Genomic DNA, 17624 nt, shown 5'->3' with positions numbered 1-17624 from the left:
TCGGACTTCCAGATGTCTGACGGGCGGCCATCATAGCCGAAGGACAACTCCATCGCTCAATCAGCTGGTTGTGATCCTTACGGTCTGACAGAAACTTCGTGCTCGTCTTCAAAGTCCATGAACCGCTGCAGATCGAGCACATCCAGTTTGACCCGGGCGATAAAGGCAGAAAAGGCGAGGTTGGCGGCAAGCCGGCGCAGGTCACTGGCCCAGGCCGGAATATAGGTTGGCCCCACCAACCAGCCCGACTCAAACAGCGGCGCCAGGTGCAAGGTATCGCCCAGGCTCAGGCGCCCGGCAAACAAATGCCCCACCAGTTCCGGGCGGTTGTCGCGGATCGCCACGCGCAGCAGGGTGTGCACACCGAGCAATCCGGTCAGGTACGCGGCATCCTTGGTAAACGCCGAACCCCCTCGGACATTGGCGCCGCGGAAAATCCGCTGCGCTGAGCGAAAGGACTCTTCCGGCGACTGGCCGGCCTTGAGAAAGCCTTCAAACACCTGGATGAAGTCGGCGCCATCGAGCGCTTGCTGCACCGCAAGCACGCGCAAGGCGAGGCGGCGCAAGCGGTTGATGTCCATGCTGCCGGTGAACAGCTCGGCCAGCGTGGCAATGCCTTCTTGTGTCTGGGTGGTGCGTGGCGCCCCCAGGGCCAGGCATTTGAGGTTGGGCTGGCGCGCACCGTTCTGCGCGGTGGCCACATGCACAAAGGCTTCGTGCTGCAGCAACTGCTGCTTGTCCAGTTCGCTGAACAAGGCGCTGGCCCGCAGGCGAATACGGCTGGTGCCGGCGATGGCTTTGGCGGCTAGCTCAGGTTCAAGCTTGATACTGATCTGGCCGGCACCAAAAAAGCGGTCCAGCTCCGGCTGCAGCCAGGCGGCAAATACATCGGCCGGAATCTCGGCAGGGCTGGGGGGAATACAGTTGCCACCCAACAGGGCGTCGGTGGTTTTCAGAAAGAAGTGGGCGGCGTCGAGCATGCTCAGCTTTTGCCTGGGGTAGTAAAAATCCGGACGACGGTACAGCGCCGACGAATACCGGGTAAACGCCGGGGTACCCATGGCGCCCAGCATGCGCCCGGCCGTGGCATAGCTGTGTGCGGTTCTGGCGAGAAATTGTCCGGCTGGATGCCCCTGATCGCAATGTTCGACAAAACTGTCCAGCGCTGCGATCTCGGCGCTGTGCTCGCGCGGGCTGAATTCGACCTTGGGTAGTTGCGCCTTGCCGCTGCGCCACTGGGCAAGGAAAACCTCCTCGACACCCTCGGGCCACGCCAGCGCGTCGAGTACGCGGATCTTGCGGGTTAAAGCGGGCAGCGCGGCATCGAGTTCAGACAGCGACAGGGCACTCATGGCATTCACCTTGAGAGTCGAAGATCCATCGCACCAGCTTAGTCGTTGCCGGTGTAGTGCGGTGAATCAGCCCTGTCGCTTGCCTTTTATGGCCGCTGGCGCCTGTCGCCAGCGTACCAGGTTCAATGTTTGTGCTTGTTTTTGTGCTTATGCTTGTGGCTGGACTTGTGGTTATCGTGATGGTCATCGTCATCCGCCATGCTATTGCCGATGGCGCTACCGGCCGCACCGCCGAGGCCGGCACCTATGGCGCCTCCGGTCGTGCCACCGACGCTACGCCCCACCACCTGACCGCTGGCTGCGCCAAGGCCACCGCCAATGGCGGCTTCGGTTTTTTTGCCATCCTTCGCGCTCACTGCGCCACCTGCTGCACCACCGACGCCGGCACCGATGGCAGCACCGGTGCTACCGCCAACCGCCTGGCCGACCACACTGCCCAAGGCGCCACCCAAGCCTCCGCCCACGGCGGTATTGGTGGTTTCCCCGGCAAAGACCGCTGGTGCTACGGCAAGAGTAAGTGCAAATACAGCAACTATTTTTCGCATTTCGTTAATCTCAAAGGGTGTACAGCGTTAGAGTCTGTCAGATGCGAAAAGTGCGGACAACGCGCCTTCCAGAGTTCATAGACGTAAATCAACACACCGGGCCGAAAGCTCGACCGCCTGTCGCGCTCGCTGTACCGCTATTTGCAGTTGCCAGCTTTGCGATAACCTGCCGCCTGAGCTTCAGATTCCGATGCGAACGACACCTGATTTTTTGCAGACACCTGCAGATAGCCAGGGCAGCCGCTCGGCAGATGATAAACATGACTTTTCTGGTTGCCGATGATCGCACCGATGGCGGTAGATGCACTGGCCAGGGTGGGTTTTGGCGTGGGCTGTGCGGTGCGCATCGGGACCGCGCTCACGACACCGTCACCAACAGGCTTGTATCCCGTGGTCCAGCTGCGTTGGCCGGTAACGAACGGGTTGGAGTGCCCCATGATTGTGGCAATACGGCGATCGCGCTCTTTCTCCCAGGCCGTTACCGGATGCTGCTTGTCCCATGCCATGAGCAACTGTTGTTGCTGACGGGACATGCTCAGCTTGTAGCGATCGAACATATAGAAGGTGGTGCGAGCAACCAGGCCCTTTACTTCGTCACGCGGCTCTGCGGTTTTTTGCTTGAAGTCGACCGTGGTCGCGCACTGACCGTATTGGCGAGCAATCCCCTGGTTCATGCCGTAGTTGAAATTGCTGCGATCGCCGTTCACTTCGCCTACCGACGGGTACAAGTTGAACAGATCAGCTTCCATGGCACGGAACACCGGATCTTCGTCAACGCAATGTTCCCGCCCACCGTTCTTCCAGCACTGGCGTTGGTGGCCAAAAGTCCAGGCCGGAACGATGTGTTCCCACTCGGTCCGCTCAGCGCGGGTTTGCTCCTTGCGGGTTTCATAGCCGCAGGATCCGGGATCAACGCGGCCACCGGATTTGCCTACCCATGTCCACTTGCAGCCACAGTAGAGTTCACCCATGGGGCTGTTGGCCTGGTCGAGATAGACCTTCTGCTTGGCGATGACCTTGGCTTCAGAAAATGTCGCAGGCGGTGAGGAGAGGGCGGCAGTGGCTACGCAAAACATCAGTGCTACAACAGACAACAGCTTTTTCATGAATCAAATCATCGGCTTAAGGATCGCGCAGTATAACTGTCCTTACTCTTGCGCCTATGGGTTGGATATTCACAACGGCACACTCATAAGCAAAACGCCGACATTGTTGTCGGCGCTTTGCAAGTGGAGGGTATTACGACCTACGCTTGAACAACCGCAATTTTGGCGCTCGCAGCGGCGTCACGGAACTCGGCGATCTGGTCGAAGCTCAGGTAGCGGTAAACGTCGGCAGCCATGCTGTCGATGTTCTTCGCGTACTCCATGTACTCTTCGACGCTTGGCAGCTTGCCCAGGATCGAGGCAACCGCAGCCAGTTCGGCCGAGGCCAGGTAGACGTTGGCACCATCACCCAGGCGGTTGGGGAAATTACGGGTCGAGGTCGAGACCACCGTCGAGTTCGCCGCCACACGTGCCTGGTTACCCATGCACAGCGAGCAGCCCGGCATTTCCAAGCGCGCACCGGCTTTGCCGTAGATGCCGTAATAGCCTTCTTCGGTCAGCTGGTGAGCGTCCATTTTGGTTGGTGGTGCGAGCCACAGGCGGGTCGGCAGCGAACCTTTGACCTTTTCCAGCAGCTTGCCGGCAGCGCGGAAGTGACCGATGTTGGTCATGCACGAACCGATGAACACTTCGTCGATCTTCTGTCCCTGTACGGTCGTCAGCAACCGGGCGTCGTCCGGGTCGTTCGGCGCACAGAGCACTGGGACTTTCACCTCATCCAGATCGATCTCGATGATCTCGGCGTATTCGGCGTCGGCGTCGGCTTCCAGCAATACCGGATTGGCCAGCCAGGCTTCCATCGCCTGGGCGCGACGCTCCAGGGTACGGGCATCGCCGTAGCCTTCGCTGATCATCCAGCGCAGCAGGGTGATGTTCGAGCGCAGGTACTCGGCAACAGCCTTCTCAGGCAGCTTGATGGTGCAGCCGGCAGCGGAGCGTTCAGCCGACGCGTCGGACAGCTCAAAAGCCTGCTCTACGGTCAGTTCGTCCAGACCTTCGATTTCCAGGATGCGACCGGAGAAAGCGTTGATTTTGCCTTTCTTCTCAACGGTCAGCAGGCCTTGCTGGATGGCGTAGTAAGGAATGGCATGAACCAGGTCGCGCAGGGTGATGCCCGGTTGCAGCTTGCCCTTGAAACGCACCAGTACAGATTCCGGCATGTCCAGCGGCATCACGCCGGTGGCAGCGGCGAAGGCGATCAGGCCGGAACCGGCCGGGAAGGAGATGCCGATCGGGAAACGGGTGTGCGAGTCACCACCGGTACCGACGGTGTCCGGCAGCAGCATGCGGTTCAGCCAGCTGTGGATGATGCCGTCGCCAACCTTCAACGAAACGCCACCGCGGGTGCGGATGAAGTCCGGCAGGGTGTGGTGGGTGTTTACATCCACAGGCTTCGGATAGGCCGCGGTGTGGCAGAACGACTGCATCACCAGGTCAGCAGAGAAGCCCAGGCACGCCAGGTCTTTCAGCTCGTCACGGGTCATTGGACCGGTGGTGTCCTGGGAACCGACAGTGGTCATCTTTGGTTCACAGTAGGTGCCAGGGCGAACGCCGGTCACGCCGCAAGCTTTACCGACCATTTTCTGCGCCAGGCTGTAGCCCTTGCCGGTGTCGGCAGGCTGCTCTGGCTTTTTGAACAGCTCGGACACCGGCAGGCCCAGCTCGGTGCGGGCCTTGTCGGTCAGGCCACGGCCGACGATCAGCGGGATACGGCCGCCAGCGCGGACTTCGTCGAGCAGCACCGGAGTTTTCAGTTCGAAGGTGGTGATGACCTCGTCGGAGCCGTGCTTGCAGACTTTACCGGCGTGCGGGTACACGTCGATGACGTCGCCCATGTTCAGGTTCGACACGTCGAATTCGATTGGCAGGGCGCCGGCGTCTTCCATGGTGTTGTAGAAGATCGGGGCGATCTTGTTACCGAAACAGAAGCCGCCAGCGCGCTTGTTCGGCACAAACGGGATGTCGTCACCGAAGAACCACAGCACCGAGTTGGTGGCGGATTTACGCGAAGAACCGGTACCGACCACGTCGCCGACGTAGGCCACCGGGAAGCCTTTGGCTTTGACTGCTTCGATCTGCTTGAGCGGGCCAATGGCGCCTGGTTGCTCAGGATTGATGCCGTCACGGGCCATTTTCAGCATGGCCAGGGCGTGCAGCGGAATGTCAGGGCGCGACCAGGCGTCCGGGGCAGGGGACAGGTCGTCGGTGTTGGTTTCGCCTGGAACCTTGAACACGGTCAGGCTGTATTTTTCAGCGATGGCGGGCTTGTTGGTGAACCACTCGCCGGCGGCCCAGGACTCCAGCACCGCCTTGGCTTGCAGGTTACCGGCCTTGGCTTTCTCGGCGACGTCGTGGAAGGCGTCGAACATCAGCAAGGTGTGCTTGAGCTGTTCGGCGGCAACGGCAGCCAGCTCGGCGTCGTCCAGCAGTTCGACCAGGGTGGCGATGTTGTAGCCGCCCTGCATGGTGCCCAGCAGCTCTACCGCGCGTTTTTTGTCGATCAGCGGGGAAGTGGCTTCGCCTTTGGCCAGAGCAGAGAGGAAACCGGCCTTGACGTAGGCGGCTTCGTCCACGCCTGGTGGAACGCGGTGGGTGATCAGGTCGACGAGGACTGCTTCTTCGCCAGCAGGAGGATTCTTCAGCAGCTCGACCAGGCCTGCGGTTTGTTCGGCATTCAGTGCGAGGGGCGGCAGGCCTTCCTCAGCACGCGCTTGTAAGTGGCGGGCATAAGCTTCGAGCACGGATGATCTCCTGTGGGTGGCGTACCGGAAAGAAAAAAGCAGGGACATATTTTTGGTAATTGAGAGTGACCACTGACAGACCACCAAAAAGCAGACTGCCCCTGCTGAAATCTGTTTTGTTGACACATTGGCAGTGAATGCGCGAAATCTAAAGGATAAAAATCACAAACACAATAAGATTGTCGACACATCGCTGTGGTCTACCCATTCGTGGTGGCCTTTAAAGGCTCTGCGACGGGCTATATCAGACGCATCGCTTCTCTGTCGGCACAAGCCGATGGCACAAGCAGCTGGCCATGATTGGCCTTATAGGACGTATCTGTAGATCTTTAAGAAAGGTCCTATATTTTTTTGTCCGGAAAATCTAAACACTCGATATCCATCGCGAGGCTTCCAGTCATGGCCTCTTCAAACTTGCCTTTGGCTACCCCAGCAAAGTTAACGTTTCACGGATGGAATCGAGATGTCGGTATTGCACCGCCGGAAGAGGTCATTTTCTTTTGCCTTACTGGGTTGCCTGGGGGGACTGAGTTCCGCCTTTGCTGCCTCCACGCCAACACCTGGTGATCAGGACCTGATTCGAGAGCGCCAGGACCGGCTGCTGGAGGAACAGCGGCGTCGACTCCAGGACCTCAAGGAGTTGCCGGGCAAAGAGGCGGTGCCAGCTACACCCAGTGCCCCTGTAGACAGCCGCTGTTTTCCGATTAGGCAGGTCCTGATCAACGGCGCGGATCACCTGTCTGAGTCGGATCGCAAACAGTTGACGCAGCCTTATCAGGATCGATGCCTGGGCACCTCGCAGCTCAATGAATTACTCAAAGTCATCACCAACCGCTACATCGACAAAGGCCTGGTAACCAGTCGGGCCTACCTGCCGCAGCAAGATCTGTCTGGTGGGCAGTTGTCGGTGCTGGTGGTTGAGGGATACCTGGAAAACATTCGCACCACAGCCGGCAGTGGTTTGTCGGCGCGCGAGTTGGCCATGAGTTTTCCGGGCCGTGAAGGTGAGTTGCTGAGCCTGCGTGAAATCGAGCAGATGGTTGATCACCTCAACCGGTTGCCGTCCAACCAGGTGCAAATGGAGCTGACCCCCGGCAAAACCGCAGGTGGCAGTGACGTGGTGGTGAAAAACACGCCACAAAAACCTTGGCGTGCGTCCCTGTCGCGCAGCAACGATGGCCAGGACAGTACCGGCGAACAGCAATGGAGCACCTCACTTGATTGGGACAGCCCATTAGGATTGGCCGATCAACTGATGTTGCGTGGTGGTCACGACGCTGTCAGCGATCATCAACGTACTTCCAGTAGCGTCTTTGCCAATTACAACCTGCCGTGGGGCTGGTGGAATTTCAATTACAGCTATAGCCAGAGCGACTATCGCTCACAGGCGCAGGCCAATGGTTACAACTTCAAGCAAACCGGAGACAGCCAGAACCATCAGTTGCGTGCCGAGCGGGTGATTCATCGCGATTCGATGAGCAAGACCTCAGTCAACGCCGGCCTGTCTTACCTGCGCACCAACAACTTCATCGAAGACAGCAAACTCAAGCAAAGCAGCAACCGCATCAGCGAAGCGCAGCTGGGTATCAACCATGGTCGCCGCATCGGCAACGCGTTCGTCAACCTCGACCTTGGGATGCAGAACGGCATCGGCGCTTTCGATGCCCAGGGCGATCACGATCCAGCTCGCGGCGAACCCACCGCGCGCTACCGCAAGTACACCGCGACCCTGAGTTATTTGCAGCCCTTCAGCCTGTGGGGCGAGTCTTTCAGTGTCAGTAGCCTGGCCACCGGTCAGCGTAGCGAAGACGTGCTATTCAGCTCGCAGCGCATGAGCCTGGGTGGGCTGGGTTCGGTGCGCGGTTACAAGGATCAGTTGTTGTCCGGGGACAGCGGCGCTTATTGGCGCAATGACTTGCGCTGGAGCCGTCAGGTGAATTGGCCCTGGCTGCGTCCGGCCTTGAGCGAATACGGCGCCAGCCTGGGCTACGACCAAGGCGTGATCCAGAACGATCGCTACAACGGCGATCAGCACGGGCGCGTATCCAGCAATTCGCTGGAGCTGTTCGCCCGAGGCGCTTACCTGGCCACCAGTGTGACGTTCGCCCATTCGCTCGAGCGCCCTGATGTGCTGACCGAGCGTGAAGCCCCGATCTATTTCAGCCTGAGCTTCTTCATGTAGCCATCAGCGGCTACCTGCTGCGTTTTTTTGAGAGTTTAAACATGGACGTCCATCAGTTTGCCTTCCTGCTTCGCCAACCTTCTGCCGCACTTTTAAGCCGTGAACGCTTCTGCGGCCTGCCCAAGCGGGGAGTGGCACTGCTGCTGGCTAACGTCATGTTCTGGCAACCGCTGTGGGCACTGGCCGATGGTCTCGTCGTCAGTGCTCCGGGGACGAGCGTGGAACGTGCGGGTAACGGCGTGCCGATCGTCAACATTGCCGCACCTAACGCCAGCGGGCTGTCGCACAACCAGTTTCGGGACTACAACGTCGGCAGCGAAGGGGTGATTCTCAACAACGCCACAGGGCGTACACAAGCAACGCAGTTGGGCGGGATCATTCTCGGCAACCCTAATCTGGGCGGCAAGGCTGCAAGCACCATCCTTAACGAGGTCAACGGCGGTAACCCCAGTCAGCTTCGCGGCTATACCGAAGTAGCGGGGCAGTCAGCGCGGGTTATCGTTGCCAACCCGTATGGCATCAGCTGCAACGGTTGCGGTTTTATCAACACTCCGCGGGTCACCCTCAGCACTGGCAAACCGATCCTGAACAACGGCCGTCTCGATCATTTCCAGGTCGACGCTGGCAGTGTGGCCATCGAAGGCGCCGGACTCAACGCCAGCAACGTCGACAGTTTCGAGATCATCACCCGCAGCGCCAGAATCAACGCCGAAATACAGGCAAATAACCTGAGTATCGTCGCCGGTCGCAACGATGTCGATGCGCACAGCCTCAGCGCTACAGCGCGCACCAAAGACGGCAGCGCTCAGCCGGAACTGGCCATCGACAGCTCAGTGTTGGGTGGCATGTATGCCGGCACAATCAAGCTTGTCGGTACCGAGGCCGGCGTCGGGGTGCGCTTGGCGGGTAATCTGGCCGCCAGTGCCGGCGATATACAGATCGATGCCAATGGTCACTTGAGCCTGGCTCAGGCGGCGTCTTCCAACGCCATCAACGTCAAGGCTTCAAGTCTGCAAGCCCAAGGCCCGGTTTATGCCGGTACAACACTCGACGTACAAACCCTTGCTGATTTGAGTAACCAGCAAAGCCTGGCCGCCCGTGATCGTATCAGCCTCAGCAGTGGCGGCCAGTTGAGTAACACCGGCATCATCGAAGCTGGCGTGAATGCCAATAACAGTCGCAATACCACGGGTGACGTGAGCCTGAACGCAGAGAACCTGCGTAACGTCGGCAGCGTGCTGGCCAGTCGCAACCTCGACATGCGCGTGACCCAGGCGCTTGATAACCGCGGCGGCACGTTGAGTGCACAGCAGCGGACCCAGGTTGCCACTGCGACGCTGGACAACCGCCAGCAAGGCCAGGTGCTGAGTCAGGACAGCCTCGTGCTGAACGCTGGGCGGACGCTAAACAGCCAAGGCTTGATCAACAGTCGCGGTACGCTCACCGCGCAAATCGTCCAGCTGGACAACAACAGTGGTGAGTTCTCCAGCCACGCAGCAGCCTACCTGCATGTGACTGCGCTGGATAACGTCGCAGGACTGATCATGGCGGGGCAGAACCTGAGCCTTGTCGCCAGTGGCGCGGTCAACAACCGTAACGGCCGGCTGGGGGCCAACCAGGCGATGAGTTTGTCAGGTAGCACGCTGGACAACAGTCAGAACGGCCTGGTTACCGCGGTAAATCACCTGGATCTCAATCTCACGCACCTCGACAACCAGCGTGGCCTGCTTCGTGCCGGGAGTGCACAGTTGAAAGCTGACACCGTCGATAACAGTGGCGGACGAATTTCAAGTAATGCAGAGCTGGTCGCCAACCTTGGCAACCTTACGCAGCAAGGCGGTGAATTGGTTGCTCAGGGTAACCTGAATCTTACCGGCACCACGCTCGACAACCGCAACGCAGGCCTGATCGGTGCCGGCAAGGCGCTGACTGTTCACGTCAACAGCATTGATAACCGCGCAGGCGAGCTTTCCAGTGCAGCGGCACTCAACGTAAGTGCTCAGCAACTGAACAATAGTGACGGCGGCAAGGTATTGGCCGGGACCGATCTGGGGCTGACGGTTAAGCACATCATCAACCAGACCAAGGGCTTGCTCCATGGCCGGAATAGCGCCAGCGTTCTGGGTGACACCTTGGACAATAGTGGCGGGACGCTGAGCGCGTTGTCTGCGCTTGATCTGCGTCTTGAGGGCGCCTTGACCAACCTCGGCGGTCTTATCAGCAGCGAGGGCGGGCTCACGCTCAACGCCGCCAGCGTGAACAACCAACAGGGCACCCTGTCCAGTGCGGGCCAGCTTGGTCTCAACAGCAAAGGCGGGATCGATAACCGCGGCGGCCAGATGGTAACCGACGCTGACCTCAATCTGCAGAGCGCGAGCCTGGATAACCGCCAGGGTACCCTCAGTAGCAAAGGCCCGGTGCGTATCTCCACCGGCACCGTGGATAACAGCCACAGCGGCCGCGTAACCAGTAGCGATACCCTCGACCTGACAGCGACGCAGGTGAGCAACCAGGACAAGGGCCGCATCGCCAGCGACAAGGCATTGACTGTCAGTGTCACGGGCCTGGATCAACAAAACGGTCTTCTGTTCAGCGCCACTGCCTTGGACCTGAACCTCAATCGTGGCCAACTGAACAATCAGAACGGCTTGATCAGCGCGCCGCTGCTGATGCTGCGCAACCTTAATGGCATCAACAACCAAGGCGGTGAACTCTCCAGCGCCCAGGCCTACACCTTGGCCGCCGCCAGTCTGGACAACCGTAACGGCAAGCTGCTGAGCAATCAGGCGTTGACCCTGCGTATCGATCAGGCGCTGAACAACCTCAAAGGCCTGATCGCCGCAGCGGCCCTCGACGTGCGTGCCGCCAGCCTCAATAACCAGGGCGGCACCCTGACCAGTCGCGACACCCTTGATTTAGCTGTCACGGGGCTGCTCGACAACCAGAATCAAGGTCTGATCAACGCCACCCGGCGCCTCAATATCCAAAGTGGCGCATTGCATAATCAACACGGTGGTTCGTTGCTGGGGGATGCCATTGCCCTCGACTTCGGTACGGCCGGTGGTGACCTGAACAATAACGGTGGCCTGGTCACCACCGCTGGACCGCTGAGCATCAGCCACCTGCGTGATCTGAGTAACCAAGGCGGTGAAATCTCCAGTAGCCAAAGCTTCGCGCTGGCCGGGCGCAACCTCGACAACCAGGCCGGCAAGCTGATCAGTAGCCAGCAGCTTACGCTCCACGGTGCCAGTGTGCTCAACCAGAACGGCCTGATCTCGGGCTGGAAGGGCCTTGCCGTCACTGCCGGCAGCCTGGACAACCGCAACAACGGCACGCTCTCCAGTCGCAACGGCGGCCTGACGGTCGAGGTTGAAAACACCCTGCTCAATAGCGCTGCCGGTGCGCTGGTTAGCCAGCAGAACCTGACGGTGAAAGCTGCTTCCCTCGACAACAGCGCTGGCGGGATTCTCTCCAGTGCCGGTGAACAGGCTTTGACCGTAGCCGGCGAGTTGAATAACAGCCAAGGCGGTCAGATCGACAGCAGTACAACCCTGAGTGTTGAGGCGACGAGGCTCAACAATAACGGCGGCTCAATCAGTGCAACCCAGGCCCTGAATGTCAGCGGCACTACGCTCGACAATGCCACCGGCAGACTGATCGGTAATGCCGGCGTTACCTTGACCTTGCTCGGTACGTTGACCAACACCCAAGGCAAACTGGCCAGCGCGGGGCCTTTGCGACTGAGCGCCACTCAGGTCGATAACCAGGGCGGTCAACTTGCCAGTCAGGGACTGCTGACCCTGCTTACGGGGGGCTTGGACAACCGCAATCGTGGCACGGTCGCTGCCAATGACCTGTTGACCTTGACCGCCACTGGCGTGGTGCAAAACGCTGCGGATGGCCTGATTTATAGCCAACACGGTGACCTGCGTGTGCGCGCTGCGAGCCTGAACAACAATCAGGGCACGCTGCAGAGTCAAGGTGCGCTCAAGCTTGATGTTGCCGGGGATATCGATAACCAGAAAGGCCGCCTCCTGGCGCAGGACGCTGAGCTCACTGTTTCCGCCATCAATCTCGATAACCGCGGCGGGGTGCTGACCAGCCTTTACGCGGCGCTGAGCGCCTCTCTCAGTGGTTGGTTGCAAAACGCCTCAGGCGGTATCACCCAAGGCGAGCGTCTGAATCTGACAGCCCTTGGGATAAACAATCAGAGCGGACGGATTGCGGCGCAGACAGGCGACGTAGTCATCAACAGCAGTAGCTTCGATAACCGCAGTGGCGGCCTGTACGCCGCACGCAAGATCGATGTCACGGGGAGTGACTTTGTCAACAGTGCCGGGCAGATCGCCGGCCAACAGATTGACCTGAGCCTGGCCGGAGCGCTCAACAACAGCTCGGGCATCGTCGAAAGCGACAGCGTGCTCAATGTCGCCGCGAACAGCCTTAACAACCAGAGCGGGAAACTGCGTGCCCTCGGTACCAGTGGAATTTCCCGTTTCCAGATTGGTGGCGTGCTGGATAACCGCAACGGTAGCGTCGAAAGCGCCAATACAGATTTGAGTCTGCTCATGGGCGGCTTCTTGAACGCTGGCGGCACCGTGTTGCACGTCGGAACCGGCACCTTCGACATCGCCACCGCTCACGTCATGAATGCCGGTGGCAGCCTGGTCACCCGCGGTGGCCTGAGCCTCACTGCCGACAGCTGGACCAACAGCAGTGTCATTCAAGCCGGGCGCTTGACCGTTGACGTCGCTCATTTCATCCAGACCGCCAGCGGCCAGCTACTGGCCGCCGAAAGTCTGACCGGCAGTGGTGTGAACTGGAGCAACGACGGTTTGATCGCCAGCGACGGTAGCCTGAACGTCGGGTTGACCGGGCTGTACAGCGGCAACGGCCGACTGAGTAGTCGGGGTGATTTAAGCCTGTACACCGGGCAGTTGCAGCTGCCTGAGGTTGCGAGCATTGCCAGTGGCGGGGACAGCACGATTACGGTTGCTGGCCTGTTGACCAACTACGGGCGACTGACCTCAACGTCCGACCTGACCCTGAACACCGGCAGCCTGAACAACTACGGCACGCTGGGCAGCGGCCAGGACCTGACGCTCACCAGCTCGGCACTGCTCAACGATCACGGGTTGATCTTCAGTGGCCGAAACATGGGCTTGCGGGTGGGCTCGCTGACCAACAGTTACGCCAGCATTTACAGCCTGGGCGATCTCGATATCGACCGCGACGGAGCGGGTGGCTGGGCCACGAGCATCATCAACAGCTCAGGCTTGATCCAGAGTGACGGCAGCATGAGCCTGGCCGCCAGTACTGTTGAGAACATCCGCGCGCTGCTGACCATCAGCAATGCAGGCATCTACACGGCCAGAATCAAGGAAATCCGGTGTATTGAAGGCGTTAACGCCGGTGACTGCAGCGGCAAGCGCAACCGTGTCTGGGAGATCGTGCAGCGCGAAAAGCTGGAAGTGACCGCCGCCAGTGCCGCCTCCAGCATTACCGCAGGTGGCAACCTGGACATCAAAGGTGGCGACCTGTTGAACCACAGCAGCACCATCGCCAGCAGCGGCAACTTTACTGCGACGTTGAACAACCTGACCAATACCGGTGTAGAGGCTTCCGATACCGAAACCGTACGGGTGTTTCGCACCCAACGCGCCAGCAATGGCAGCGGCTGGACCAACGCCGCAAATAATTTCACCCAGCGCTATTGGTTTGAAAGCGACGGCTATGACGCCAGTAACCTCAGTGGCCTGGCAGCGGACATGAGCCGCTTTATCGGTAGCACCGAAGCCGAGTTGCACCAGTTCGGGCGCGTGACTCAGTTGAGCACTGGCGATCAGACCTACGCCGCGATCATCCAGGCTGCCGGCAACGTCAACATCACCGCCCAGAACAACTTCGATAGCAGTGTGGTTCGCGCAGGCTATGAGTACGTCGGCAGCGGCCCAAGTACCAACACCACTGCCCCTGATCGTGAGTTTTCGACCCGCGTTACCCTGAATCAACAGTTACCGCCGGAATTGGCGCAGCAGCAAGTCAACCCGCTGGCGTTGCCAGGATTTGAACTGCCCAGCGGCCAGAACGGCCTGTTTCGCCTCAGCGGGCAAGGCGCCAGTCAGGGTGACACCGGTCCGCAAAGCTGGAACCTGGGTGACGCAAGCGTGGGCAGTGCTCAGCGCCAACAAGAGGTGCCGGGTACTCAAGGTCGGGATACCGGCATAAAGAGTCCAGGCAGCCTGGGCATGGCAGGCCCCGTTAGCGTCGCCAAAGTCCAGGGCCTGCCGAGCAGCAGCGGGAAGTCCAGCCCGCACAAATACCTGATTGAAACCAACCCGGCACTCACTGACCTCAAGCAGTTCATGAGTTCGGATTACCTGCTGGGCAAACTCGGCTACAACCCCGACGACAGTGCCAAGCGCCTGGGCGACGGCTTCTACGAACAGTACCTGATCCAGCAGGCCGTGGTTGCCCGTACCGGCCAGCGCTTTCTTGAAGGCCTGACTTCCGACGAGGCGATGTTCCGTTACCTGATGGACAACGCCATCGCCAGCAAGGACGCGCTGAACCTCTCGCTCGGGGTGGGCTTGAGCGCCGAGCAAGTGGCCGCTTTGACCCACGACATCGTCTGGATGGAAACCTTGCTGGTTGATGGCCAGGAGGTTCTGGTCCCCGTGCTGTACCTGGCGCACTCCAACAACCGCCTGGCCGCCAACGGCGCGCTGATCCAGGGCAAGGACGTGAGCCTGATCGCCGGGAACAACCTCAGCAACGCCGGCACACTCAAGGCCAGCGACAACCTGACGGCTCTGGCCAGTAACAACCTGATCAACAGCGGCCTGATTCAGGCTGGAGACCGGCTTGATCTGCTGGCTGGCAACGACCTGAGCAACAAGGCCGGCGGCGTGATCACCGGGCGGGATGTCAGCCTGACCAGTCTTACCGGTGATGTGACCAACGAGCGTACGGTCACGGGGTATGACAGCAGCAACGGCTACAACAGCCAGCACCGTGATTTTGTCGACAACGCCGCACGTATTGAAGCGGCCAATGACCTGACGATCCAGGCCGGTCGAGATGTCAGCAATATCGGCGGTGTGTTGCAGAGTGGGCGTGACACCAGCATCAGCGCGGGCCGGGACGTCACCATTGGGTCGGCGGCCCAGCTCAACAGCAACAGCCGCGGCAGTAAAAACCGTGACCTGACCATCAGCCAGAACGGCTCGAACCTGGAGGCCGGTCGCGACCTGTCGATCAGTGCTGGCCGCGATCTAGCAGTGATTGCCAGCCAGGTGGATGCCCAGCGTGATATTGCGCTGGACGCTGGCAATAACCTCACATTGGCCTCGGCGGCCGATGAACAACACAGCTACAACAAGAGCAAAAAAGTCGAGGCTCAGGAAGACCATGTCAGCCAGATCGCGACCAGCCTCAACGCCGGTGGCGATGTAAAACTCAGCGCTGGCCAGGACCTGACCCTGATCGCCAGCAAGGTCACTGCTGGCGAGGAAGCTTACCTGGTCGCAGGCGGAAACCTTGAACTGCTGGCCGCGCAAGACAGCGACTACTCGCTGTACGACAAGAAGAAAAAAGGTAGCTTCGGCAGCAAGAAGACCCAGCGCGACGAAGTGACCGACGTCAAAAACATCGGGAGCGAAATCAAGACCGGCGGTGACTTGACCCTGATCAGTGGTGGCGATCAGAAGTACCAGGCGGCCAAGCTGGAGAGCGGCAAGGACCTGAGCATTTCCAGTGGCGGCACGGTGACTTTTGAGGTGGTCAAGGATCTGCACCAGGAGAGCCACGAGAAGAGTAACAACAACGCCTTCTGGGTTTCCTCCAAAGGCAAGGGCAATACCGATGAAACCCTGCGCCAGACGCAGATGGTAGCCGCCGGTGAAATCGCCATTAACGCTGTTGAAGGCTTGAAGATCGACATCAAACAGGTGGATCAACAAACCGTCAGTCAGAGCATCGATGCGATGGTGAAAGCCGATCCGCAACTGGCTTGGCTGAAACAGGCAGAAGCCCGTGGCGATGTGGACTGGCGACAAGTGAAGGAGATCCATGATTCCTTCAAGTACAGCAACTCGGGGCTTGGACCGGCCTCACAGATCATCATAGCAATTGTGATGGCGGCGGTCGTGGGCCCCATGGCTGCTGCGGCCTCTGCTGGCGCGGGGGCGGGTGTTGCGGCGGGGGTGGGTGCGGTAGCAGCAAGTGCATCGACCAACGCAGCCGTGAGTGCGGTCAATAATCGCGGCAATCTGGGCGCAGTGTTCAAGGATGTGACCTCTTCGGATGCGATGAAGGGGTACGCGATCTCGGGCATTACCGCAGGTTTGACGGCTGGCTATTTTGACAACTTGACTGGTACCGAAACCAATACGTTTATCGGAAGAATCACTCCCGTTTCCTCTTTGAGTACCTGGAGCGGCGTTGGGCAATTTGCCGCCAACCAGACGTTGCAGAGCGGCACCTCCATGCTGCTGAGCAAGGCTCTTGGACAGGGTGGCAGTGCTAGTGATGCCTTGAAGAATGCGTTGTTCAACACCCTAGCGGCGGCCAGTTTCAACGCGGTGGGTGATTACACCAAAGGTGTAGTCGCCGATGGCTCTGCGCCGAAGATCGCCATTCACGCGATGGTGGGTGGGTTGCTGGCTAAGGCCACCGGTGGGGACTTCAAAACCGGTGCGTTGGCGGCGGGTGCGAACGAAGCGCTGGTGGTGCATCTGGACACCTTGGTCAAGGGTAATGCCAACCTGCTGACCATGAGTTCTCAGATCGTTGGAGTACTGGCGGCGGCAGGCCAGAAAGATGCTGATGCGGCCCAGATGGATAAGGGGGCATGGGTCGCTGCGAACTCAACACAATACAACTATCTGGCACATAACCAGCTTGAGAGGGCAGCCAGGAAAATAGCAGCATGTAGCGACGACGCTTGCATTTACGAAACAACACGTGCCTATAAGGAACTGAGCCTTCAGCAGGACATTGAAGCGATTGCCAGTTGCAAGGCTGATCCTTCGGCTTGTGCTGCCTTGTCGAAAACAGTCGCCAATACCATGGCGGATCTTGATCCAATCAAGGACCTGGCTGACTACGGCTCTCCCAATGCCCGGGAGGCAGTACAGAACCTCATTAACTCCAATTTCGAGTTTCAGGAGATGCTAGCGGCAGCGACTGCCGAGCATTCAGTCGATGCGATGGTCGACTCACTCAAAGCTAAATGGAACTTGAGTGATGCGCAGGCGCATGATATTACCAGTGGCTTGAAGATTGCGGTTGCTGCTGGGCTAGGTACTGCTGCTGGAGTACTGGCTTACAAGCGTGCAGTGGCGAGTGCCAAGGCAAATCCTGCTCCGGTTAGCGGTCCAAAAGAGATAAGTAAGCTCCCCGTTCCCAACGATCTTCCGACAAAAATACATATGGGGCAGCAAGGAAAACATATCAAAGGTCACAATAATTTTGAGGAAGGGCGTAGTTATTTTAACGATGGCGTCGACCCAGCGGAGCTTTTGGGAGGAGTTCACAGCGGTAAATATCCTGTTGTTGGCGCTGGGGCTCGTGGTAACCCAATTGTGGATTTTGGAAGGCCAATTGGGGTAGACGGACGGACAGGGCAGTCAGTTACCAGAGGTCAGATTCACTATGGGAAAAATGGTGCCCACATTGTTCCAGATGCGAGGAATTGA

At 59.2% G+C, this 17624-nt stretch carries 6 protein-coding genes; 2 read left to right on the top strand and 4 right to left on the bottom strand.

All coding sequences use genetic code 11. From position 1 onward, the window contains the following. Positions 1 to 77: 77 nt before the first annotated feature. The 4 genes from ACVI9W_RS25235 to acnB all read right to left on the bottom strand — a co-directional run bounded on the left by ACVI9W_RS25235 (position 78) and on the right by acnB (position 5744). On the bottom strand, positions 78 to 1352 hold the full coding sequence (locus ACVI9W_RS25235; protein ID WP_461531682.1) for a flavohemoglobin expression-modulating QEGLA motif protein: 1275 nt from the start codon (positions 1350 to 1352) through the stop codon (positions 78 to 80). Between the two features lie 122 nt (positions 1353 to 1474). Next, positions 1475 to 1897 (bottom strand): glycine zipper domain-containing protein, encoded by a 423-nt coding sequence (locus ACVI9W_RS25230; RefSeq protein ID WP_038610976.1) that lies wholly within the window; start codon positions 1895 to 1897, stop codon positions 1475 to 1477. A 137-nt stretch (positions 1898 to 2034) separates the two neighbouring features. Continuing rightward, entirely contained in the window at positions 2035 to 3003 is a 969-nt protein-coding gene (locus ACVI9W_RS25225) for an endonuclease (RefSeq protein ID WP_461531681.1), read from the bottom strand. Positions 3004 to 3143: 140 nt separating this feature from the next. Beyond that, on the bottom strand, positions 3144 to 5744 hold the full coding sequence (gene acnB / locus ACVI9W_RS25220) for a bifunctional aconitate hydratase 2/2-methylisocitrate dehydratase (protein WP_461531680.1): 2601 nt from the start codon (positions 5742 to 5744) through the stop codon (positions 3144 to 3146). Positions 5745 to 6207: 463 nt separating this feature from the next. Between acnB and ACVI9W_RS25215 the strand changes: the two genes are divergently transcribed. Together ACVI9W_RS25215 and ACVI9W_RS25210 are read left to right on the top strand one after the other, a co-directional pair. Beyond that, positions 6208 to 7926 (top strand): ShlB/FhaC/HecB family hemolysin secretion/activation protein, encoded by a 1719-nt coding sequence (locus tag ACVI9W_RS25215; protein ID WP_461531679.1) that lies wholly within the window; start codon positions 6208 to 6210, stop codon positions 7924 to 7926. A 41-nt stretch (positions 7927 to 7967) separates the two neighbouring features. Continuing rightward, complete coding sequence (locus ACVI9W_RS25210) at positions 7968 to 17624, top strand: two-partner secretion domain-containing protein (RefSeq protein ID WP_461531678.1); 9657 nt, start codon at positions 7968 to 7970, stop codon at positions 17622 to 17624.

Source organism: Pseudomonas sp. 210_17 TE3656 (genome assembly GCF_054821965.1).
This window is presented reverse-complemented; position numbering and strand designations above follow the sequence as displayed.

Excerpts from the sequence above, each read along its gene's own strand:
- ACVI9W_RS25225 (WP_461531681.1), bottom strand. The coding sequence starts at position 3,003 with ATGAAAAAGCTGTTGTCTGTTGTAGCACTGATGTTTTGCGTAGCCACT.
- ACVI9W_RS25215 (WP_461531679.1), top strand. The coding sequence starts at position 6,208 with ATGTCGGTATTGCACCGCCGGAAGAGGTCATTTTCTTTTGCCTTACTG.
- ACVI9W_RS25230 (WP_038610976.1), bottom strand. The coding sequence starts at position 1,897 with ATGCGAAAAATAGTTGCTGTATTTGCACTTACTCTTGCCGTAGCACCA.
- ACVI9W_RS25210 (WP_461531678.1), top strand. The coding sequence starts at position 7,968 with ATGGACGTCCATCAGTTTGCCTTCCTGCTTCGCCAACCTTCTGCCGCA.
- ACVI9W_RS25235 (WP_461531682.1), bottom strand. The coding sequence starts at position 1,352 with ATGAGTGCCCTGTCGCTGTCTGAACTCGATGCCGCGCTGCCCGCTTTA.